Here is a 24,145-nt window from a genome sequence, read left to right as displayed (position 1 = left end):
GAAGAAAAATGATGACTCAAGCCAATGCTTATTTCTACGATGGCGCCGACGTCGCCCTACTTAATGGTCAATACACTGATGTTTTTTCGCTCTTGGGTATGCACAGTGCCAACGAGGGTAAGGCATTAATTGTTCGTTGTTTTTTACGCAATGCCCTCAGTGTGGATGTGATCAGCATTAAAGATGGCCGCAAAGTAGCTAGTCTGGACAAAGTTAACGAGCAGGGATTGTTCGCCGGTACGCTGGGGCGACGCGTCAAACCGTTTCTCTATTTGCTGCGGGTAGAATACCCCCTGTGTCAGCTAGATATAGTCGACCCTTATCAGTTTGATTCACTGCTCAATAGTGACGATATTTACCTGTTTGGTGAAGGCAGCGCCGAGCGCGCCTATGAGTTTTTAGGCGCCAACTGGCGTCAGACCCAAGGCGTTGAAGGTGTGCATTTTTGTGTGTGGGCACCCAATGCCAAACGGGTTTCTGTGGTGGGGGATTTCAACCATTGGGACGATACTCGCCATGTAATGCGCCAACATCTTGCCAATGGTTTGTGGGAGCTATTTCTACCCAATGTGGTTGAAGGCGCCCACTATAAGTTTGATTTGGTTTATCAAAATGGTGAGCGTCATACCAAGTCCGATCCCATGGCGACTCAAATGGAATGCGCACCCCATAACGCTTCTATCGTGCCCCCAAAAGCCCATCACAGTTGGAATGATACTGCTTGGATGAGTAAGCGAGCGGCGACAGCTTGGCATAAAGCGCCCATGTCGGCCTACGAAGTGCACTTAGGTTCGTGGCGTCGTAAGGGAGAGCAAGGCGAGCAATATCTTGATTATCAAGACTTGATTGAACAGCTTATTCCCTATGTGAAGGAGCAAGGTTTTACCCACATTGAACTGATGCCGATCAGCGAGTTTCCCTTTGATGGTTCGTGGGGATATCAGCCAGTGGGTCTCTATGCACCGACCCACAGATTTGGCGATGCCAATGGATTAAAAGCCTTTGTGGATGCCTGCCATCAGGCGGGAATTGGTATCATCCTCGATTGGGTGTCGGCGCATTTTCCTAAGGATCCCCACGGCTTAGTGCGTTTCGATGGCACTTGTTTGTATGAGCATGAAGATCCTCGCAAGGGCACACATCCCGATTGGGATACCTTGATTTATAACTATGATCGCGGTGAAGTGCGCAGCTTTTTATTGAGTAATGCCTGTTATTGGCTGCGGGAGTTTCATTTCGATGGCCTGCGTCTCGATGCCGTGTCTTCTATGTTGTACCTCGATTACAGCCGCGAGCCGGGCCAATGGCTGCCCAATGCCTATGGTGGACGGGAGAATCTTGAGGCCATTAGTTTCTTACAAATTTTGAATCAACGCCTGTACCAAGCTTTCCCCGGCATTTGCATGATCGCCGAAGAGTCCACCGCTTTTGCGGGGGTGACTAAGCCGACGGATCAGCAAGGTCTCGGCTTTGGCTTTAAATGGAACATGGGCTGGATGAACGACAGCTTAAGCTACTTAGGCCGAGATCCGCTTTACCGCCAATTCCACCATCATCAATTGACCTTCAGTTTGATGTACGCCTATACCGAGCAATTTATGTTGTCCGTGAGTCACGATGAAGTGGTTCATGGCAAGGGCTCGTTGCTGCATAAAATTCCCGGTGATGATTGGCAGAAATTTGCGACCCTGCGTGCCTATTACGGTTTTATGTGGGGGCATCCCGGTAAGAAATTACTCTTTATGGGCTGCGAGTTTGGTCAGCGAAATGAGTGGAATCATAACCAGAGTTTAGATTGGCACTTATTGGCTTATGAACCGCACCAAGGTGTGCAACGTTGGCTTAAAGATCTCAATCACTTATATCAAGCCATGCCTGCTTTATCAGTTCAAGATTACGAGGGGGCAGGATTTAGTTGGCTAGATTGTGAAAATAGCCGCGATAGCATCTTTACCTTTGTGCGTTACGGGTTAGCGGGTGATGCGCCGTTAGTGTTTGTTATCAACATGACGCCCCAATTGCACACTGGATTCCGTATTGGTTTGCCCTTGGCGGGGGATTACCGCGAATACCTGAATAGCGATAGCCAGATTTATGGTGGCAGTAACCAAGGTAATGCGGGCACTGTCGTTGCTGAGTCGCTGCCGTGGCAGGGCATGGCGCAGAGCGCGCTGATCACTGTGCCGCCCTTGGGTTGCCTAGTGATAGGGCCTGCAACTGGATTGGCTGAGGCGAACTAGCATGCAAAAGCCCACAGCTGATGATATCAAGCTCAACCTTGACGCTAAAAGCAACCCTTCTCAAAGTGAGAAATGGGCCTTGGGCGCAGGTGAGCCTTTTCCGCTCGGTGCTAATGTTGAGGGCGATGGTGTCAACTTTGCGTTATTTTCAGCTAACGCAACAGCGGTCGAGTTATGCCTATTTGATGACAATGGCGAGCAAGAAGTCGCGCGGATTGCGTTAACTGAACAAACCCAGCAAATCTGGCATGTGTTTGTGCAGGGGCTTAAAGCGGGGCAACTCTACGGCTATCGCGTTTATGGCTCCTATGAGCCTCAGCTTGGCCACAGATTTAACCCCAATAAGTTATTGCTCGACCCCTATGCGCGCCAGCTGGTCGGTGAATATAGCGACCATGAGTCTAACTATGGTTACGAGCTGAATCACAAGGATGAAGATTTATCTTTCAGTAAGTTAGATAACGCTGCCTATGTGCCAAAATGTAAGGTTGTGGACATTCGTCCATTAATCGACATCGCCGCTAAGCAGTCGATTCAGCCCGTTGCGACGAGGTTTCAGCCCAAACCCCTAGAGCGCAGCATTATTTATGAGATGCACGTTAAAGGCTTTACGGCGGCGCATCCTGAGATTGAACCTAATAAACGCGCCACCTTTGCGGGTTTAGCGACTCAGCCTGCTATCGATTATTTGGCCGAACTTGGGGTGACGTGCGTCGAGTTACTTCCAGTACAGGCCTTTTTTACTGAACCATTTTTGCTCGAGAAAAAGCTTACCAATTATTGGGGTTACAACAGTATTGGCTTTTTTGCCCCCGAGCCGAGTTATCTGTCATCCGACGATATTGGTGAGTTTCGCGCTATGGTGGATGCACTCCACGGTGCGGGTATCGAAGTGATCCTCGATGTGGTCTATAACCACAGTGCCGAGGGGAGTCGACTTGGGCCGACCTTTAGTTTTCGTGGCATAGATAATCTCAGTTATTACCGCCTGCATCCGAACGATAAGCGTTTTTACATTAACGATACGGGTTGCGGAAACACCTTAAATATCAACCATCCACGCATGTTGCAGCTCGTGCTTGATTCGCTGCGTTACTGGGTAGAAATCATGGGCGTCGATGGATTTCGCTTCGACTTAGCGGCTTGCCTAGGTCGCGAGGCCTATGGTTTTGATCCCGGTTCAGGTTTCTTCGATGCATTGTTGCAAGACCCTGTGTTGTGCCGAGTGAAATTGATTGCTGAGCCTTGGGATATCGGCCCCGGCGGTTATCAATTGGGTAATTTCCCCGTGGCCTTTAGCGAGTGGAATGACAGATACAGAGACACTATGCGCCGTTTCTGGCGCGGCGATCACAGCATGTTGCCCGAATTTGCTCGGCGGTTTCACGGCTCGGGGGATTTCTTCGAGCATGGCGGTCGTCCGCCTGCGACCAGTCTTAATTTTTTAACCAGTCACGACGGTTTTACCCTCAAAGATTTAGTGAGTTATACCCAGCGCCACAATTTGGCGAATGGGGAAGATAATCGCGACGGTCACCAAGAAAACTTCAGTCATCATTATGGGATTGAAGGGGAAACCGAAGATAGCGCAATTCTGGCACTTCGCAGCCGTCAACAGCGTAACTTATTGACGACACTATTTTTATCCCAAGGTGTGCCTATGTTGTTGAGCGGCGATGAAACGGGCCGCACCCAGCAAGGTAACAATAATGCCTATTGCCAAGACAATGAACTGAACTGGTTTGATTGGTCGGCAAAGGGTATGGATACTGAGCTGTTAGCCTTTACTCAGCAGCTTATCGCCCTGCGCAAACGTTTCCCCTTGTTATGCGCTAAACGCTTCATTCACGAGCAGTTATTGGCCGAATCCTTAGCCGATACCGGTGCTCGCTTAGATTGGTTTAGTCGTCAAGGTGAGCAAATGACCAAGAGCCTGTGGACTGAGTCTATGTGTCGCAGTTTGTCTGTGGTGCTTTCTGGTGACTTAGAAGGCCGAGGCAAGCAGCAAGCTCTGCTGTTGATGGTCAATGCCGACGATAATCCGTTAGCTTTTACGCCGCCGACCTTTGAGCACTTGAGTCCGTGGCAATGCCTTATTCATACCCAAACTGAGCCGCTGGATGCTCAGATCTCTACGACGCGATACTTGCTGCAAGATCGCAGTCTCATGCTTTTTCATGCTGATTTGATTTTCAAGAAATGAAGGAATTAACTATGAGTGACGAAAGCGAACTGAGCCCAAATACCAGCGAAAAAACCGTACCATCCGCGCCAAAAGCGGCAAGTAAGAAGGCGTCAGCTAAGCGTCAGGCCAAGCCTAAAGCCGCTGAACCCTGTGAGCCCTGCGATGCCTTGCCCGCTTCCTTTGAGCGCCATTTACGTTATGGACTCAGCCGTGGCGAAGGTGTGAGCTGCGAATTATTTCAAGCGCTGGCTTACAGCGTGAAAGAACAGATGCTAGACAGTTGGCGTCAGACCCGTGTGGATGACAGCCATTTTCAGCGCAAGCAAGTGGCGTATTTATCCCTTGAGTTTTTGATGGGCAGGGCGCTGGGCAATGCACTGCTGAGTTTAGATTTACAGCAAGATAGCCGTGATGCCTTGAGCAACTATGCGGTATCGCTAGAAGAGTTAGAAGAAGCTGAACATGATGCCGGTTTAGGTAACGGCGGCTTAGGTCGATTGGCGGCGTGTTTCCTCGATAGCTGCGCGAGTATGGACTTATCAGTGACGGGTTATGGCATACGTTACGAATATGGCATGTTCGCCCAGAAGATAGTCGACGGTTATCAGGTTGAGCGTCCCGACCGTTGGCTGCGCGAAGGTAATCCGTGGGAAGTGCGCGTGCCGACCCACAACGTGACAGTGCCATTTTTTGGCCACACAGAATCCTATGTCGATAAACAGGGTCGCAGGCACATTATTTGGGTTGAAACCCAAGATGTGCTCGCCGTCGCCTATGACATGCCAGTTCCCGGTTATCGCAATGGACGGGTGAATACCCTGAGATTGTGGAAGGCCGAAGCGACCGATGACTTTGATTTAGCTGAGTTTAACCAAGGCGACTACACAGAAGCCGTGGCCCGTAAAAACTTGGCCGAGCAGATCACTATGGTGCTCTATCCCAATGATGCGAGCGAGAACGGCAAAGAGCTGCGATTACGTCAGCAATACTTTTTATCCTCCGCTAGCTTGCAGGATTTACTCAAACGTTGGGTGAGTCGCCATGGCCATGATTTCACGCAGTTTGCCGCTAAAAATGTGATGCAGCTGAATGACACTCACCCCAGCATTGCCGTGCCTGAGTTGATGCGGTTATTGATCGACGAATACGGTTTGGAATGGGACAGTGCGTGGGCGATTACCAGCCAGACCATGGCGTACACTAACCATACCCTATTGCCAGAAGCACTAGAGCGTTGGCCCGTGCGCATGATGGCGCAGATGCTGCCACGTATTTTAGAAATCATTTATGAAATCAATGCCCGCTACCTAGATTTAGTCGCCCACCATTGGCCGGGGGACGCTAGCAAACTGGCGAGTATGTCGATTATTCAAGATGGCCCCCATCCCCACGTGCGCATGGCGTATCTGGCGATTGTGGCGAGTTTCTCGGTCAACGGCGTCGCGGGTTTACACACGCAACTGCTTAAATCAGGGTTGTTTAAGGATTTCTATGAGTTGTGGCCGCACAAGTTTAATAACCGCACCAATGGCGTGACGCCAAGGCGTTGGCTTGCCCATTGTAACCCTGCTTTAGCTAAGTTGCTGACCGCCCATTTAGGTAAAGAGTGGGTGACAGACTTAAGCCAGTTAACGGCGCTCAATGCCCTTACGCAGGACACGGCGTTTATCCAAAAATGGCGTGATGTGAAGCAAGCCAACAAGGCTTTGCTGGCGAAGATGATTGCCAAGGAATGCGGCGTCGAGTTCGATCCATCTATGTTGTTTGATGTGCAAGTGAAGCGTATTCACGAATATAAACGTCAGCTACTCAATATCTTACATGTGGTTCATCTCTATCATCAAATCCAACAAGGCCACACCGAAAACATGGTGCCACGTTGCGTGTTGATCGGCGGTAAAGCGGCGCCCGGTTACTTTATGGCTAAGTTGATCATCAAGCTCGCCAGCAATGTCGCCCATATGGTCAATTCCGATCCTTTGGTGACGCCATACCTACGTTTTGCTTTCTTACCCAATTACAACGTCAGCGCCATGGAAAAAATCTGCCCGGGAACGGATTTGTCCGAGCAAATTTCGACCGCGGGTAAAGAAGCATCGGGCACGGGCAATATGAAGTTCATGATGAACGGTGCACTGACGATTGGCACTATGGATGGCGCCAATATCGAGATGTTAGAGGAAGTGGGTTCAGAGAACTTCTTCCTGTTCGGACTCAATGCGGAGCAGGTCGCTGAGGTACGTAACCACTATCATCCGCGCAGAATTATTGACGATTCACCGGCGTTATCTGAGGTGATGAAGTTACTCAAGAGTGGTCATTTCAATCTGCTGGAGCCGGGGATTTTCGATCCTATTATTGCCGCCATCGAAAGTAGCGACGATCAATGGATGACGGCCGCCGACTTTGACAGTTACCGAGTTGTGCAAGAAGCCGTAGCGCGGGCCTATAAAGATCCGCAGGTGTGGACGCAAATGAGTATTCGCAATACCGCTGCCAGCGGACGTTTTTCGAGTGATGTGACGATCGCGGGTTATCGCGATGAAATTTGGAAACTGTAAGGGCTGGGCTCTGGGTAATAGCCTTGTTATAGCGGTTGAGTATAAGCGTTAAGTGTTTGAAAGGAATTCAGCAATCAATGGAAGGAATGGGGAATGCAAGTGAGAAATACTCAGGGGAATACGGCCGTTTCTGCCGTATCGAGAAGCCATTTATGGGCAATCAGTTTGCCGATTTCGGAGTAAGAGCCTATGTCTAATGTTCGTTATATCAGTAATTTAACTCGTGAAACCTATGCGTTGATTTTAGCTGGTGGGCGCGGGTCTCGCTTGCATGAACTCACGGATTGGCGTGCTAAACCGGCGCTGTATTTCGGTGGTAAGTTTCGTATTATCGATTTTCCGCTGTCTAACTGCATCAACTCGGGTATTCGCCGCGTAGGTGTGGTCACTCAGTACAAGTCGCATTCCTTGATCCGCCATGTAATGCGCGGTTGGGGCCATTTTAAGAAAGAGTTAGGCGAGTCGGTGGAGATTTTACCCGCCTCACAACGCTATTCGGAAAACTGGTATCAAGGCACCGCCGATGCCGTATTCCAAAACATCGACATCATTCGCCATGAACTGCCTAAATACGTAATGGTGTTGTCGGGCGATCACGTGTATCGCATGGATTATGCGGGGTTATTAGCCGCCCATGCCGAGTCGGGTGCAGATATGACAGTCTCATGCCTTGAGGTGCCGATTGCCGAAGCGGCGGGTTCGTTTGGAGTGATGGAAGTCGACGACGAGATGCGCATCTTAGGCTTTGAAGAAAAGCCGCTGCAGCCTAAACATTCTCCGGGCAATCCTGAAATGTGTTTAGCATCTATGGGCAACTATGTGTTTAACACAGAGTTTTTGTTTGACCAGCTCAAGAAAGATGCCTTAAACGAAAGCTCAGATCGGGATTTTGGTAAGGATATTATTCCTGCGATCATCGAAAAACATAATGTGTTCGCCTATCCCTTTAAGAGCGCTTTCCCGAACGAGCAAGCCTATTGGCGCGATGTGGGGACGCTAGACTCTTTCTGGCAAGCGAATATGGAGCTGTTATCGCCCACGCCAGCACTGAATTTGTACGATGCCAAATGGCCAATTTGGACCTTCCAAGAACAATTGCCACCGGCTAAATTTGTGTTTGATGACGATGACAGACGCGGTATGGCGCTGGACTCGATTGTCTCGGGCGGTTGTATTATTTCGGGTGCGACTGTGCGCCGTAGCGTATTGTTTAACGAAGTACGTGTGTGTTCCTATTCGTTGGTTGAAGATTCAGTGGTGCTGCCCGATGTGGTCGTGCTGCGCCATTGCAAAATCAAGAATGCCATACTCGACCGTGGCTGCATTATTCCCGAAGGCATGGTGATTGGTTATAACCATGATCACGACCGAGCCAAAGGTTTTAGGGTGTCGGAAAAAGGCGTCACTTTAGTGACCCGTGACATGCTAGGTTTACCAGTAGGTTATGAATAGCGGTTGCAATTCATCCTTTGAGTCGCCAAGCATAACGAGCGCAAACGGCATAGAAACGGGCTTAAGTTTGAGCTTTAAGTACGGGCTTAAGTTAAGTGTTTAGATTAAGCCCTTAGATTTAGCGCTTAGGTACAGTCAGCTTATTAATAAGCCGCTGAAATGAAGTAGCGGGAGTATCCAATTAATTGAAACAACGCATTTTAATGGTCGCGGCTGAAAACGGTGCCCTTGCGGGCGCCAAGGTTGGCGGTATGGCGGATGTGATCCGTGACTTACCCGACGCTTTGGCGGGTGTGGATTTGTGCGCCGATGTGATTATGCCAAGCTATGGCTTTTTGACTGCGGTCGCGAATCAACCCCAAGATTTGGGTGAGTTAACTGTGGCCTTTGGCGGCCGATTGGAGCGGGTGCACGTGTTTGCCATGCCCCATCCTCAAGTGCCAGAGGCGATGATTTATCTGCTCGAACATGCATTATGGCAATCCGTACCTGGGCAAATTTATAGCCAAGGCAGCGCCGAGCGTCCTTTTGCCGACGATGCAACTAAGTTTGCTTTCCTTTGCGCGAGTGTCGCCACGGCATTAGCCACGGGTCGAGTGCCAATGCCGGCTGTGCTGCATTTACATGATTGGCATGCGGGCTGCTTAGCCATGGTAAGGGCGTTTGTGCCTGAGTTCAGCGCACTAAAACAGATTGAGTGCGTGTTCTCTATCCACAATTTGGCTCTGCAGGGGATACGTCCCCTAAGCCAAGACTCGTCCTCGTTTGCGGCTTGGTTTCCCGAGCTATTTGCGTCTTTAACGCAGGGGCAAAAACAGCTGATCACCGATCCGCGTTATCCCCACTGCGTTAACCCAATGCGCATGGGCATAGTGCTGAGCGATAAAGTGCATTTAGTCTCACCCAGTTACGCCAAAGAAGTGTTACAGCCCTCCAAACCTGAGGCGGGATTCTTTGGTGGCGAAGGGCTAGAACATGACTTACAAGTCAAGGCTAATGACGGCAAAGTGGTGGGGATTTTAAATGGCTGTGTCTATTCGTCAGTATCGGATTTAGCCGCTAAGCCACCTGCGCGTATTCAAGTACCCGAGTTCAAGCAATTGCTGAGTGCGGTTGAAACTGCGTTAGTGCAATGGCAGGGACATCAAGCGCAAGTGAGCGGCGTGGACATGATTGCCTTTGCGCGCACACAAGCCCATTGGCGCCAAGCAATGGCGGAGCAAGTACCGAGTCTGTTACTCACTTCGGTCGGCCGTTTGACCGACCAAAAAGTTTTACTGCTGCGCCATCAATTATCCACGGGCTTATCTGTGCTTGAGACCTTACTTAAAGCGTTGAAGCAGATAAAACCGACGGCGCTACTGATTTTACTCGGCAGTGGCGACGCATCGATTGCTAAATCCTTCCAAGCCTTAGGGGCTAAATACGATAACCTATTATTTTTGCAAGGATACAACGAGGCCTTATCCGAAGTGCTGTATCAGCATGGCGATCTCTTCTTGATGCCAAGCTCCTTTGAGCCCTGTGGCATTAGTCAAATGCTTGCTATGCGCGCCGGACAGCCTTGCTTAGTGCATGGAGTGGGCGGATTGAAGGATACCGTTGAGGATGGCGTGACTGGCTTTGCTTTTAACGGCAATAGTTTAGACGAGCAAGCCGAAGCGTTTTTGCAAAGGTTGATGCAAGCCATTGCTTGTTTCGAGGGGAAAACATGGTCAAAGGTGCGTGCGGCGGCCATGGCGCAGCGTTTTGACTGGCATTCCATTGCTGAACAATATCGTCAACAACTCTATTGCAAAGTGTGATGCAGCAGATACAAAGTGTGATGTGGTAAAAGGAATTAACGCATGATTTCTAAGTGATTCTGCTACACTAGTGAGGGGAATGTTAAAATTGTATCAAGCCCCCTCATTTATTGGAGTCGCTCTCTGAGTCATGGATAAAGGTATTCTCTTTCCGTTAGTGCAAAATGCGGCTTTGCTGCTGGCGTTGGTCTTTTTGTACGACGTGATCCCTAAAAAGCATCAGCGGCAGTATTTCTTGCTGTGGCGTATCATTATTGGGATGCTCATCGGTGGTATTGGTATCACCATCATGAGCACGCCTTGGATATATCAACCGGGCGTTTTTTTCGATACTCGCTCGGTTATCCTCTGTATTTCAGGCCTCTTTTTCGGTGGTTTGCCGACCTTTATTGCTGTAGTGATGACGGCGCTATATCGCATCAGTATTGGTGGCGCGGGGATGTGGATTGGCGTCGGCGTGATAGTGTCATCCGGGTTAATTGGGGTGATCTGGCGTCAATATCGTAAGTCTCTGTTAGCCAATATTTCAGGTGGAGAAATTTTTCTCTTTGCCTATACCGTTCATATCGTGATGTTGTTGTGGTTCGTATTTTTACCCAATGGCATCGGAATGCCCTTACTAGAACAAGTCACCCTACCTGTGCTCACCATTTTCCCCATTGCGACTTGGCTATTGAGCCGCTTGTTATCGCGACGTTTTGAATTAGAGCGTGATGAACAAATTCGCTTGCAGGATGATTTTCTTTTTAGGAGCCAATTTAACGCCGGCAATATTGGTATTGCAATAACGGGAATAGATAAAAAGTGGATAAAGGTGAATCCACGTTTATGTCAAATGCTCAAATATTCAGAAGCTGAATTGCTACGGATGACGTGGACGCAAATTACCCATCCCGATGATTTAGAAGCGGATGCGTCGAAATTTGAGCTTATGCTGCGGGGGGATATCGATAATTACGAGATGGATAAACGTTTTATCGTTAAAGACGGTAGCGTGGTTTACACCCATATGACAGTCGCCTGTAAGCGCGGTGGTAATCATGCCGTGCAGTTGGTGATTGCCGGATTTATTGATATCACCTCACAGGCCAGAGCTGATCAAGAGGTGCTCGCTAGCCGTGAACAACTCGAACTGGTGTTAAGCAGTAGCGATCTTGGGGTGTGGGATTGGGATATTCGTCATGATCGTATCGAACGTAACGCCCGCAGCGCCGATATTCTTGGCTGCGATGTTGATATGCTCAACGCTAATAGTCGCCAATGGATGGATGCGATAGTCGCCGAAGACAGACCTAAAGTGCTGCATTCGATTGAGGCCCATATTCGTGGCGAAACGGCGCAACATAAGATGGAGTACCGCTTAAATACCGTAAACCGTAAGGTGCGGTGGATCCTTGATACAGGTAAAGTCGTGAGCAGAGATGCAAACAACAATGCCCTGCGGATGTGCGGAACCTATACCGATATTACCGACGCAAAACTTATCGAAGAATCCTTAAAATTGTCGGCACTGGTTTACGATAACAGCTCTGAAGCCATGAGTGTCCTCGATGAAAAGGGCGTGATTATTACCGTCAACGCCGCCTTTAGTGTGATGACGGGCTATCGTGAATTTGAAGTGCGGGACCAACATGTTCGGCTGCTTTATTGTGACCTCAATGGCCGTGATTTTTACACCAAAATGAACAATGATATCCGCGAGAAAGGCCAATGGCAGGGGGAAATGTGGCAGCGGCGCAAAAATGGCGAGGAATATGTCATCTGGTTAACCATCAATACCATTAATGACAAAGAAGGCCATCCCTATCGACGTGTTGCCCTGTTCTCAGACATTACCGATAAGAAGCAAAATGAACATCTGATTTGGAAACAGGCTAACTACGATACGCTGACGGGGTTGCCTAATCGGCGCATGTTGTTGGAGTATTTAAGCAGTGAAGTGAAAAATGCCGACCGCAATCGCAACCACTTTGCCTTATTGTTCTTGGACTTAGATTTCTTTAAAGAAGTGAATGACACCTTAGGCCATGCTATGGGCGATTTACTGCTGATAGAAACCGCGAGTCGATTGAAATCCTGTGTGCGTGATGCCGACGTCGTGGCGCGTCTTGGCGGCGATGAATTTACTGTGGTGTTAAGTTCGATGGAAGACCATAAGGGGATTGAGCGCGTCGCCGAGAATATTTTGCGACGAATTGCCGAACCCTATGTGTTAGGGGAAGAAACCGCTTATATCAGCGTCAGTATTGGGATAACTTTATATCCCGATGATTCGACCAGTATTGAAGGGCTTCTCAAGCATGCGGATCAGGCTATGTATGCGGCGAAAGATCAAGGGCGTAATCGCTTCAACTATTTCACCCCATCGATGCAGGAATACGCCAAATACCGCATGCGCTTGATCCAAGACTTACGTCAAGCGGTCGTGAATAAAGAATTTGAACTGCATTATCAGCCGATTGTTGCCTTAGCAACGGGTGAAGTGACCAAGGCTGAAGCCTTGATCCGCTGGCATCATGCAGAGCGTGGTGCTGTGTCGCCTGCAGAGTTTATTCCTGTGGCGGAGGATACTGGCTTGATTGTTGAAATCGGCAATTGGGTGTTCGAGCAAGCCGCTCGTCAGAGTGCGGCGTGGCGTCATGAATTAGGGGTTGAAATCCAAATCAGCGTCAATAAATCCCCAATCCAATTTCGTGATGAAGGCACGCTGCTCAATGATTGGTTGAAGTTATTGCAAGATCTTAATATTACAGGCGCGGGCGTGTGCGTTGAAATTACCGAGGGCTTGTTATTGGACGCCAGTATGGGCGTGACCGAAAAACTACTGGCCTACCGCGATGCGGGCGTGCAAGTGTCTCTGGACGATTTTGGTACTGGCTACTCTTCACTCGCCTATCTGAAAAAGTTTGATATCGACTATCTTAAAATTGATCAATCTTTTACCCGTCATATTGATACCGATTCAAACGATCAAATTCTCTGTGAGGCGATAATAGTAATGGCCCACAAATTGGGAATGAAGGTGATTGCCGAAGGTGTCGAAACCGAGGCGCAGCGCCAAGTGTTGTTGGCGGCAGGTTGTGACTACGGCCAAGGTTACTTGTTCTCAAGACCTGTGCCTGCCGCTGAATTCACCCAAAAATACCTGCAAGCTTCGCCTTTAGTTTCCCGTGTCTAAGAGGATATTGACCGCGGGATGATAATTGCCTATAAAAACGCCGCGGATTTTGCTAGACTCCGCGGCCCCGCGTTGGGGCATTGAGTATCACCTCGCATCAAAGTTTTACTACTTAGCTAAAGAGTCCCTATGAAATTTGAAACACTCGGTTTATCTTCTCCTATTTTGAATGCGATAACTGAGTGTGGCTATCAGCAACTCACTCAAGTGCAAGAGAAAGTGATCCCGCTTGCCTTTGAAGGCAAAGACATTATGGCCTGCGCCCAAACGGGTACAGGTAAGACGGCTTCCTTTGCTCTGCCTGTACTTGAAAAGCTGGCGGCTGAGTCTTTAACAAGCGACAGCAATGATAAACCGATTTTACGCGCGTTGGTGATGACTCCCACCCGCGAACTCGCGATCCAAGTCTGCGAAAATATCCAAAAATACAGCCAGTTCCTGCCGCTGAAAACCTTAGCGGTTTACGGCGGCGCCAACATGAATCCCCAGCGTAAAGGGGTAGAGCAGGGCGTTGATATTTTGGTGGCAACCCCAGGTCGTTTATTCGATATTATTGGCCAATTCCAGTTAGATTTATCGAGCGTCACGACCTTAGTGATCGACGAAGCCGACCGCATGCTAGACATGGGCTTTGTGCGCGATATTGAAAAAGTGAAACGCTTAATTGCGCCGCAGCATCAAACCATGTTGTTTTCAGCCACATATAGCGATGCAGTCAAACAACTCGCCGAGAAAATGCTGAATGAACCTCAGTGGGTGAATGTTGCTGACACGACTACCGCATCCACAGTAGTGCAGGAAGTGTATCGCGTTGATAAACGTCGCAAAGCCGAGCTGTTGTCAGAACTCGTTGGCCGCAACAATTGGCGCCAAGTACTGGTTTTTGCCAGCACGAAAGAAAGCGCCGAGCATTTATTGCAAGAATTAAAGCTCGATGGCATAGCCGCAGGCGTGTTCCATGGCGATAAAACTCAAGGCGCCCGTAATCGGGTGTTAGAAGAGTTTAAAGCCAGTAAATTACGGGTGCTGGTGGCAACCGATGTGGCTGCACGTGGGTTAGACATTCATGCCTTGCCTATGGTGATCAACCTTGAATTGCCTTTCCTTGCCGAAGATTATATCCATCGCATTGGCCGTACAGGCCGTGCTGGATTAACCGGTCGCGCGATTTCGTTCGTGTCACCTTCTGACGATGAAATGCTTGCTGAAATTGAAGCCTTGATTGAGCAAAAACTGCCTGTATCGGTACAACCGGGTTATGAAGAAGGCACGCCTTTACCTGCCCGCTACCGTGATGCGCCTGCCGCACCGATTAAGCCGATTGGAAAGTGGAGCCATAAGGCGCCGCAGGATCGTACTATTGGTCAGTCTCGTCAGGGTAAGTACGCTAAAGGTAAAGCGCAGGACAGCAAAGCAGGTGCCGATAAATCCTCTAGCCGTGCTAAGCCTGCGTCAGGCTCAGGTAAGCCGTTTAATGCAACTAAACCTAAGTCGAATTTGGTGAGCAATAAGTCAGGTTTTGGCTCTCGCACCAATAAGTCAAAATAAGTAAAATAAGCTAAGTAAAAATAAGCCAAGTCAAAATAAGTTAAGTCAAAATAATTTAAACCAGAATAAGCTAAGCCCAACAATCAAGGCTAATAAGCGCCAAGAGCCTGTCAGCCTTGCTGTTTAACGTTTGCTTAGTTGGTTAAATAGCCCCACCATTCTAAAAGCGCATCCTCACCGATGCGCTTTTTGTTGAGCTTCAAAGCCAATACTTCTACACTCGAGCGCCAAGCTTTCTATTCGAGCGAGTTTCCTTATGATTATCAAAGCGATTCCCACCAATATCATCACAGGTTTTTTAGGCGTAGGTAAAACCTCTCTGATTAAACAATTGCTGGCGACTAAACCCGCGGATGAGACTTGGGCTGTGCTGGTCAATGAGTTTGGTGAGGTTGGCATTGATGCGGGGTTACTGAACTCATCCGATAACGGCATACAAATTCGTGAGGTGGCGGGGGGCTGTATGTGCTGCGCAGCGGGCGTGCCGACGCAAGTGGCGATCAATCAGTTGATTGCGAAAGCAAAACCTGATCGCTTATTGATAGAACCTACTGGGCTTGGGCATCCTAATGAAATCATTAAAGTATTGAGTGCACCCCATTATCAGAATGTGATTTCACTGCGCAGTACTTTATGTTTGGTGGACGCGCGTAAAATCCACGATCCTCGCTATCGCGAACATGCAAACTTCATCCAACAGCTGCAAGTGGCCGATGTGATTATCGCGACTAAGTCGGATTTATATGACGCTGAAAATACTAAGTTACTCTATGAGTTACAGACCTATTTAAGTCATATCGAGCGCACTGATATTCCTGTTGTGAGCCACACTAACCAGCAACCTTTACCTAGCGCGCTGCTGGATTATTTAAACCAACCAAGGCGCGTGTCACTCAATATAAATGGGCATGCTAGCGTGGGCTTAAAGCTGGGCAGCCTACCGACGACAGCGCCAAGCCTGTTCCGCACGGGTGGTTCGCGTTTGAGTGAGCTAAGCCTTTTTGCCGAAGGCGCAATCGAAGTCGCTCTCGAATTCGATGCACGTGGCATAGTACGCAAGCAGAATCAAGGCGAAGGCTGTTTTAGCTGCGGCTGGGTGTTTGAACCAAGACAAGAGTTTGATTTCGATAAATTAATGGCGTTAATTCAGCGTTACACTCAGTCATCAGACGTCGGGCAAGTCTTGCTGAGGTTAAAGGCTGTAATGATCACCTCTGAGGGGATCGCTGGATTTAACTGGATTGATCATGAGTTTACTGTGGTTGAACTCGATGACACCTTAGATTCCAGACTTGAGATGATTACAGTGAATGACGTCGATTGGGACGAGATTGAGCTGCAGTTGCTCGCCTGTCTTTGTTAACGATTAACTGCTCACTGACTTTCCCATCGCCCTTTATTACACATGTGAGCATAGGTTAGGCGGGTGCTAATAAAGTTGCAGCGGTCGTACATGAAGGAACAGTCGTGCATGATCAGTCGCGCCGGCTCAGTAAGGCAAGGTTACGCGATATTCTTGGCCGAGTGTCGTAAAGGTGCCATTTTGGATCATGTCCTCGAAAAAACGGTCAAACCTTTGTCTTAAGGGATCGAATTTCGCCTGCTTCGGAAATGCCATATAACCGTCTTGGACATCGATTATCGGTGTGATTGGGGTAATCGCCTTAGGGATTTTGATTTGGGCGAGCACGGCATCGGTATTGCGGCTGTTTGTGGCGAGTAAATCTAAATCACCCCGAGAGAGGCGTTCTATCCCGCTTTTAATATCGACAAATTCATTGATATTAAAAGATTTAGTTTGTTCATTAAACGTCGGGCCATAACTCCACCCCTGCATCTTTCCAATCCGTTGACCTTTAATGCTGGCATAGTCGCCATTCCAGACAATTTCATGGCCTACACGGGCATAGAACACCATATTATCGCGGTAAAAGGCTTTCGTCGCAAAAGCCAAGTTTGCTTCACGCTCTGGGGTATCGTAGGGACCAATCAGAATATCCGCTTGGCCACGTTCGACCATAGAAATGGCACGGCGCCAAGGGGTAATCTGATAGTGAATGTTCACACTTTGCTGCTGGGCAAAGCGATTTAAAATATCGACACCTAAGCCAGTATATTCGCCATTGGGTTGTAGTTCGAAAATTTGGCTGAAGCTTGTACCCACGGCCAGCAGGTCTTTGGCCTGCGCAGTCAAGCAAAGGCTGCTGAGCGCCAAAAGGATGACTTGTGCAAAGGCTTTGCTGGGTATCATGGCATTCCTTGTGTGTTATGAATGCGGGAGCTTAAGGCTAGGTATCTCGCAAAAGGTGGCGATACCATGATGAAATTCACTGAGATTAAGGTTAGCAAATTTTACCTTGATTGGGGCGCACGTTAACATTTTTATGTTTTGAGATAAACGTGAGATTAGTGAGAATCGTAAGGGTATTAAGCCGTTGATCTTCAATTGATACATCATCCTATCCCTCAGATCGTTTAATGATACCTAAAGGTGTCAATTTGTATCGTTTGCGGGTGAGGATGAGAAATGTATTTTAGTTATGCGTTTAAATCAGTTAAGGCCGAATAAAGGGGATTGGGGTATGCTCTGCCACTAATTGATTGATACGCCAACGCTAGGCGGCCTATTTGAGCGGGATGTTATGAAGCTGCAGGAAATAGATAAAACCTTGTATCGTAAAAACATGAATTTATTCATCGTAATTTTAGTTGTTAGCTTAGTCGTGCTGTCATTGCTTTTGGGTGCAGGGCTGATTGCGCTGTTTGGGGCAACGCCTGTGCCGGGCGAGCCTACAGGTAATTTCCATTTGAATCTCTTAGGGGTGATTTTCAGTCTGGGTCTGTGTAGCGCAGTGATTTATAACTTGAAGGATAAACCCTTCTTCAGCGAAATTTATTATGTGTGGCAATTAAAGCAGCTCCATAATCGTATCTATCGCAAGTTGATAAAGATTAAAGCCGCTGCGGCGCAAAATGATGTGAATGCTTTGATTATACTGCTGTTTTATTACACGAGTTTAAGGCAAGTGTATGAGCTCGATGACAATACCCTGACCTTGCCAGCGCTGACTCAAGATCTCAATCGTTTGAATGCACAAATCGAGAGCTTAGGTTTATTGCTATCGCCTGAACAATTTACGCCTGAGCTGCTGACGCGTCCTTTTTGATACTGATAAGGCAAGATGAAGATCGCTCCTCACCTTGCCTTTATTTAGGCCTTATCTTGTCTTTATCGCCCTTACCTCGAATGAGGTTAGCGAGTCCCGCTTAGGCGGCTTGCTGGGCTCTTTGCAGTGTGAGTAACCACTTACCATAGATAAAAATCCCCACCGCTGAGATAGTCCCTATGGCGGCGATGATGTACCACGCCATGCCAATGTTATGGCTGTGGTACAGCAGTTGGGTGAGTTCCTGGGCGCTTTCACCTGTGTAGCTCACCAAGGTAGTAAAGGCTTCACCTTGGGGAATGGCGCTAACCTCAGTGCCGTTCATGCCGCGCTCTAACAATAAATCCCGCGAAAACAATTCTTTCGATGCATAAATTTCATAGAGTTTAGGGCCAAAGTAGCCTTCTAATCCCCAGCCGATCCCTTGGGGTAACATCACAAAGCCCAAGTACATGGCTTTTTTACCTTCGGGCGCTATGTTGCCCATAAACTCATTTTTCTTCGGGCTAATCATCATTTCGCCAATGGAGAACATAGCGATCGCGAGCACGATAAACCAAGCCGCATGGAAGGCGCCGATAAACACAAAGGCCAAAATACTCAGCAAACAACCAACAAACATAGCAGTTGTGATGCGGTATTTAGCCGTCAGTGCGGCGACGATAAAACAGCTGGTCATGATCATGCCGGCATTAAGGTTGAGCATGCCTTCTGGCATCACCTTAGTGCCTTCGTTATTGAGGCCAAGCCAAAATTGCAGAATGCCGTTACTGGTGCCTTCGCTGCCAAAAAGGGATGTGACGATTACGCTGGTATCGACCCATTCGGAAATATGGATAGGCAACACATCGAATAGGGCATTGTACAAGAACCAAAAGCCTGCAAATACCAACATGTAGTAGATCACAATCGGCTTTTTCAGCTCACGCCAAGCATCACGCCACAGGGCTTCTTGTTTGACTTCACCTGACTTGATTTGTTTATTACGCTCTAGTCGCTCGGCTTTGCCTGGTTCTGTATAGGTCAGTAAAAATAAGAAGTTGAGTGAGATAATCGCGGCGCAGGCGAAAAACACATTGTCCCACGACAATTGGCGCATATGTACGGCCACTAACGGCCCGAGGAAACCGCCAATGTTGACGACTTGGTAAAAAATGCCCCAAGCCATAGAGGTATTATTGCGATTAGTGGACAGCACTAAGGTGCCTTGAATGCCCGGTTTAAATATCCCAGTACCGATGGCGAGGAGTAATGCGCCAGCAAGAAAGCCCCAAAAACTGGGGAAGAATGCCATCACCAGATAGCCAAAGATTTTAATGATGGTGGAGCCAAAGATGGTTTCTTTGTAGCCGACGCGGTCAGAAATGCCACCGGTGAATACAGGCACAAAAGTTTGCATGATCGCCCAGAGGGAAATAATAATGCCGTAGTCGCTTAGGCTGATCCCAAGCCCGCCCGCAGACTCAGGCGCTTTAGCGTACAGTCCTGCACTGGCTTTGACGCCGTAGTAAGCGATACGCTCGACTAACTCCATCCCGCCGACCAGCCAAAACACATAACCTAAGCTAGTAATGGACGCCCACATACCGAGCTGTTTGACTTCCCGCAGGTCGTTGCCTGCATTTGGACTATTCTGACTCATGTCCTTCCCTTATTATTGTTATTGAATTTATTATTAATTAAGCCATTAATTATCAACATCTTAAATTTTTATAGTTAATAATTTTATCTTACTAAAATACGTGAATAGGCTTGCTTGAGCTAATACTTTACCTAATTCGGCCTTAAACGCCAAAAAAGTAGCAAAAAATGATGAGTTAGCCTACCTCTGTTATTGGACTGTGCTCGGTTTGTCATTTGACTGAAATTGGACTGTTTAGACTTAAGTCATTGTGATGATTAATCTTTGTGGTTACATCTTCATACTTAACTTGCTTTGAGTTACGGCTGATTTTAGGTACAATCCATTGTCGCATTTTTGTTCACCCGATCATTTTTCTAAATAGATACGACTCTTGCCCCCTTTTTTGTGAGAAACGCTAATGACAGCAATAACATCTAATCATGCTCCTGCGGATATGAGCCTGCTCGAGGAGCCGATTGCGAAGCTTTTTTGGCGCTATACCATACCCACCATCGCCTCTATGTTGGTGACGGGCGTCTATGTGACGATTGATGGCATCTTCGTTGGCCACTATTTAGGTGAAACTGGGCTGGCTGGGATGATGTTAGCCTATCCAGTCGGCGCTATTTTGTATGCGATTGGCGCCATGATCGGCATGGGTAGCGCGGCATTAGTGTCGATCAATCTTGGTCAAGGTAATGTGGCTAAGGCCCGTAAATTGCTCGGTAATGCCTTTAGTTTGTGTTTATTGGCGGGAGCCATTTTTGCCCTCATTGGTGGGATATTCTCGCGGGATATTTTGATCGCCCTCGGGGCGCAGGGGGATATTCTCGAAAACGCCAACGAATATCTGTTCTGGTATTTTGCCCTGTGTCATTTCCCCATTATTTCAATGACCTTCACCACATTGCTGCGTAATGATGGTCGGCCATCCATGGTAACTTGGGTGCTGATCTTGGGCGGTGTATTAAATACTTTCTTAGATTGGCTGTTTATTGTGGTCTTCCCCTTTGGTTTAGCGGGCGCTGCGATTGCGACCATGATGTCGCAGGCGGTGACTGGGCTTTTGTGTTTGCAGCATTTTTTCAGTCCTCGGACTCAGTTGAGGATCGACCTTGAGCAGATGAAGCTTAAGCTCGACAATTGCTTGAACATAGCCCGCGTGGGTTTACCCAGCTTTTTGATGAACCTTTATTTGTCGATAGTGTTAACCCTGCACAACACAGCTTTTTTGTGGGTGGGCGGCCCCTTACACGTGGCAGCCTATGGCGTAGTCAGTTACACAGAAGCATTCTTCTATTTGATTTTCGAAGGTATCGCCCTCGGCACGCAGCCTATTTATAGCTTTAATGCGGGCGCTGGGCGTTTCGATAGGGTTAAGCAAGCACGTAATATTGCCTTTGGCATGACGCTGCTCACTGCTGCTTTAGGTTTAGCGCTGATTTATTCTCGCCCTGAATGGCTAGTGTATTTGTTTGCCGGCGATAATCAGAACCTAACGCCTGTGGCGATTGAAGGTATGCGCTGGTATTTCTGGGGCTTACCAATGGAAGGTTTAATCTTAGTCGGCGCGAGTTTCTTCCAAGCGATTAATTGCTCGAAACAAGCCTCTATGCTGACCGGCGCGAAACTTATCCTGATCGCTGCGATTATCTACTGCTTCGCTTGGATGTTTGGCGTGATTGGTGTGTGGGTATCGCTCGCAACCTGTAGCACTATTCTGACGATATGGATGTTCTACGCCATGAAGCGAGTCGAGGCTCGGCTGCAATAACTCTGTTTTGTTCCAGTCTTGTCTGTGCCTGCTTTTTTGCGTGCGCTGATGATGAGGGAAGAGGGCAAAAGAAGGCAAAATAAGCGGCCAGACAAGCGGGAAGAACAGAACCAGAATAGCGGACATAAGTAGTTAGTTTTCCCTGAGTTTCATAATCAATTTTACAATTGATTTCACCATTAAGTTCACTATTGTTTTCAGTATCGGGGCGATTCATGGCACCGATTGCTATTCAACTGCTATCTTTCTGCGCCAAACATGACTTAGGGCTAGCGTGGGATGATGGCCTCTGATACATTTCGCTGGTTTAATCTGCTATCAAAAATGACGCCTTCAAGCGGGCGGTTTTTTCGAGGTCATAACCCTCAGAAAACCAGCTAGATTCGCTATGAAACTCGGGTCAGTTGATCGTCGATATAACTGGGTATTGAGCCGAATGACTCGCTCGTTGATTTTAGTAATTTATGTTTTATGAGGCCCTTATGCGCACCACTGCAGTCATTTCTATGCTGTTGCTTGGCGTGTTAACCACAGTTAATGCCAGTGCCAAAGAGAATGAGTTAGTGTTTGCCAGCGACTTTGAAGGCAATCGTTTATCTCAACCTTGGTCGTGGATCATGGGTTGTCAATTTGAAGGCGCAGAACCCCACAGTGGTGAAAGTGCGCTGTTATGTGCCGAAGGCAATAGCAGCATAGTCAGCAAGTACCCCATTTCTGAAGCGGGTCTGTTGGAGTTTTGGGTTAAAACCCAAAATACTCAAACCCAGTATCGAATCAATGTATTAACCTCACCAGTATTAAAGCTCGATGCCCAGTGGCAGCATGTTGCCTTAATCGATATCACTCCGGGTGCGAACGAGTATTTAGCACACAGAGTCTCTATCGACGATCCGAGCCGCCAGTATATTCGCCTCGACATTGAGTCCATTAATGGCCCCATCAGTCTGGATGATTTGAGCTTAGATAAAATTCGCCTTGATACGGCCCTGCAAAAAAATGAGCAGAAAATTATCGGCGGGATTTTAGATAAGCTTAAAGCTGACAAGAACTACGAAGTGCAGTCTGAGTCATTCCGCACCTTAGGTAAAAACTACGCCGCCCAGCTTGAGAGCCAAAGACAATACCTCGAATACTCGAATGCCATCTATTCCAGTATCACCTTTGTGTTGGCAACCTCTGAGCGCAACAAGATGTCTAACCCTATGGGATATAACACCTTTAGGTCGGTGTTATCCGACACTAAACGTGTGGCATCACCTATCCAGCAGGCACGCTTGGGTTCTATGGTGAAACCCTTTGGCGATTTAGCCACCGCGACCTTAAATGTGGTCAGTGCCGGTGCTTATTCCGCCTTTGCCGAACCTTTTAAATCATTCTTGGCCGCGACCTTCGATCGCTCCAACTATGACAACAGCGATCTGAGCCGTAGCGATAAAAAGTTTGCCGAAGAAAATGGCCTGAAAATTTATCAGCAGGCCGAACGCTTTATGTCTGAAATCGAAAAAGAGCTGCAACAAGTCACGGCACTAGACAATGATTTAGTCAGCATGCAGAAGAACTTAGATACGTTTCGTAAGGATCTCGATAAGCATCTACGCGGCTATTTGCAGCATGCCGGCATTGCCCGCACGCCTGAAAACTACAGCCGAGTGATGAGTAAAGACGAGCAAACCCGAGCACTTGTGATAACTGAGGCCAGTGCCAATATCAGCGCCAAAGCCGAAGCTTTATTGGCTTCGAATAGCAATGCTGAACTGGTGCAGTACATGATTAAAACCACTGAAAAAATTGATGAATTTCAAGAATTCAAGGAGCGTTTTAACCAGATCACCTCGGCCATGCTAACCTTCTACGATAAGTTTGAACGCTCAATTGCCACTGAACAAAACCCCTTCACCGACCCAAGCGATCGCGCCGTATGGGAGCAACACGCCCAAAGCGCCCGTAACTACATTCGCCAGTCGAAGGAAGCGTTCACTAAAGCCTTTATGTAAAGGATTGTTGTAACAACATCGACTGAGCTTTTTTCACCGAAATGGCAGCGCAAATCTTTTTCGCTGCCATTTTTTATATCCTCAATTTGCCAAAGCGCTCGTTTAATAAGCCATTTTAATCTGAGCGTGTTGTAGGTAATCCTATAGTGCATTATGTTGTCGATCTAGAATAGTCAGTTGTTTGGTTTTATCAGTGATGGAGTTGTTGACATGGAGTTTCAGGCTATCCCAATTATGCGGATTTTTGATGAAGATAAAGCCAAAGAGTTTTATCTTGGTTTTCTTGGCATGGAGTTAGATTGGGAACATCGTTTTGAAGAGGGTTACCCTATTTATATGCAAGTGTCGCTTGGCGATTTTGTTTTACACCTAAGTGAACATTCTGGTGACTGCACGCCTGGCAGTAAGGTTTTTGTTAATGTCAGCAACCTAGATAAACTTTTTACACAAATTACTTCAATGCCATACAAATATAATAAGCCAAGCATTGAAGAGGCAACTTGGGGGGCGAGGTGTTTCACTGTGACAGATCCATTTTCAAATAAGATATTGTTTAATGAATCATCGGATACATAACAAACAAATGTTGTCGCCAGCAAAAAGTGCCGGCTGCAACG

Annotated in this window: 14 protein-coding genes; 12 read left to right on the top strand and 2 right to left on the bottom strand. The window is 47.8% G+C overall.

All coding sequences use genetic code 11. The annotated features are described in order from the left end of the window. Window positions 1-8 precede the first annotated feature (8 nt). From glgB to Q4Q54_RS14940, 8 genes are all read left to right on the top strand, one after another. Window positions 9-2,240 (top strand): 1,4-alpha-glucan branching protein GlgB, encoded by a 2,232-nt coding sequence (gene glgB / locus Q4Q54_RS14975; protein WP_259482074.1) that lies wholly within the window; start codon window positions 9-11, stop codon window positions 2,238-2,240. A 1-nt stretch (window position 2,241) separates the two neighbouring features. Further along, a complete protein-coding gene (glgX, locus tag Q4Q54_RS14970) occupies window positions 2,242-4,443 on the top strand; it encodes a glycogen debranching protein GlgX (protein ID WP_311988838.1) in 2,202 nt (733 codons plus the stop codon). Between the two features lie 11 nt (window positions 4,444-4,454). Then, on the top strand, window positions 4,455-6,986 hold the full coding sequence (locus Q4Q54_RS14965; RefSeq protein WP_311988837.1) for a glycogen/starch/alpha-glucan phosphorylase: 2,532 nt from the start codon (window positions 4,455-4,457) through the stop codon (window positions 6,984-6,986). A 189-nt stretch (window positions 6,987-7,175) separates the two neighbouring features. Beyond that, a complete protein-coding gene (gene glgC, locus Q4Q54_RS14960) occupies window positions 7,176-8,438 on the top strand; it encodes a glucose-1-phosphate adenylyltransferase (RefSeq protein ID WP_006080859.1) in 1,263 nt (420 codons plus the stop codon). Between the two features lie 185 nt (window positions 8,439-8,623). Next, entirely contained in the window at window positions 8,624-10,243 is a 1,620-nt protein-coding gene (locus tag Q4Q54_RS14955; protein ID WP_311988836.1) for a glycogen/starch synthase, read from the top strand. A gap of 130 nt (window positions 10,244-10,373) precedes the next feature. Beyond that, complete coding sequence (locus Q4Q54_RS14950; protein ID WP_311988835.1) at window positions 10,374-13,421, top strand: EAL domain-containing protein; 3,048 nt, start codon at window positions 10,374-10,376, stop codon at window positions 13,419-13,421. Window positions 13,422-13,550: 129 nt separating this feature from the next. Beyond that, window positions 13,551-14,969 carry a DEAD/DEAH box helicase gene (locus Q4Q54_RS14945; protein ID WP_311890070.1) on the top strand — a complete coding sequence of 473 codons (1,419 nt, stop codon included), beginning with the start codon at window positions 13,551-13,553 and terminating at the stop codon, window positions 14,967-14,969. 256 nt (window positions 14,970-15,225) lie between these two features. Then, the gene (locus Q4Q54_RS14940; protein ID WP_261271850.1) at window positions 15,226-16,332 is read left to right on the top strand and encodes a GTP-binding protein; all 1,107 of its coding nucleotides are present in this window, start codon (window positions 15,226-15,228) and stop codon (window positions 16,330-16,332) included. Window positions 16,333-16,458: 126 nt separating this feature from the next. On the opposite strand, the gene Q4Q54_RS14935 is transcribed toward Q4Q54_RS14940, so the two are convergent. After that, window positions 16,459-17,220: a substrate-binding periplasmic protein gene (locus tag Q4Q54_RS14935; protein WP_012088656.1), complete on the bottom strand. Its 762-nt coding sequence runs from the start codon at window positions 17,218-17,220 to the stop codon at window positions 16,459-16,461. Window positions 17,221-17,611: 391 nt separating this feature from the next. Between Q4Q54_RS14935 and Q4Q54_RS14930 the strand changes: the two genes are divergently transcribed. Continuing rightward, window positions 17,612-18,136 carry a DUF3087 family protein gene (locus Q4Q54_RS14930; protein WP_011846271.1) on the top strand — a complete coding sequence of 175 codons (525 nt, stop codon included), beginning with the start codon at window positions 17,612-17,614 and terminating at the stop codon, window positions 18,134-18,136. A gap of 100 nt (window positions 18,137-18,236) precedes the next feature. Here Q4Q54_RS14930 and Q4Q54_RS14925 read toward each other — a convergent pair whose 3' ends face one another. Further along, window positions 18,237-19,778 (bottom strand): MFS transporter, encoded by a 1,542-nt coding sequence (locus tag Q4Q54_RS14925; protein ID WP_311897907.1) that lies wholly within the window; start codon window positions 19,776-19,778, stop codon window positions 18,237-18,239. A 400-nt stretch (window positions 19,779-20,178) separates the two neighbouring features. On the opposite strand from Q4Q54_RS14925, the gene Q4Q54_RS14920 reads away from it, so the two are divergent. From Q4Q54_RS14920 to Q4Q54_RS14910, 3 genes are all read left to right on the top strand, one after another. Beyond that, window positions 20,179-21,534: an MATE family efflux transporter gene (locus Q4Q54_RS14920; protein WP_012588199.1), complete on the top strand. Its 1,356-nt coding sequence runs from the start codon at window positions 20,179-20,181 to the stop codon at window positions 21,532-21,534. Between the two features lie 482 nt (window positions 21,535-22,016). Further along, window positions 22,017-23,528 (top strand): hypothetical protein, encoded by a 1,512-nt coding sequence (locus Q4Q54_RS14915; protein ID WP_311988834.1) that lies wholly within the window; start codon window positions 22,017-22,019, stop codon window positions 23,526-23,528. A gap of 210 nt (window positions 23,529-23,738) precedes the next feature. Further along, window positions 23,739-24,104, top strand: a complete 366-nt coding sequence (locus Q4Q54_RS14910; RefSeq protein ID WP_311988833.1) for a glyoxalase superfamily protein — start codon at window positions 23,739-23,741, stop codon at window positions 24,102-24,104. Window positions 24,105-24,145: the final 41 nt, after the last annotated feature.

The organism is Shewanella sp. SP2S2-4 (genome assembly GCF_031932025.1).
Lineage (GTDB): Bacteria > Pseudomonadota > Gammaproteobacteria > Enterobacterales > Shewanellaceae > Shewanella > Shewanella baltica.
The sequence above is the reverse complement of the archived record's forward strand: the minus strand, read 5'-3'. Positions and strand labels throughout refer to the sequence as shown.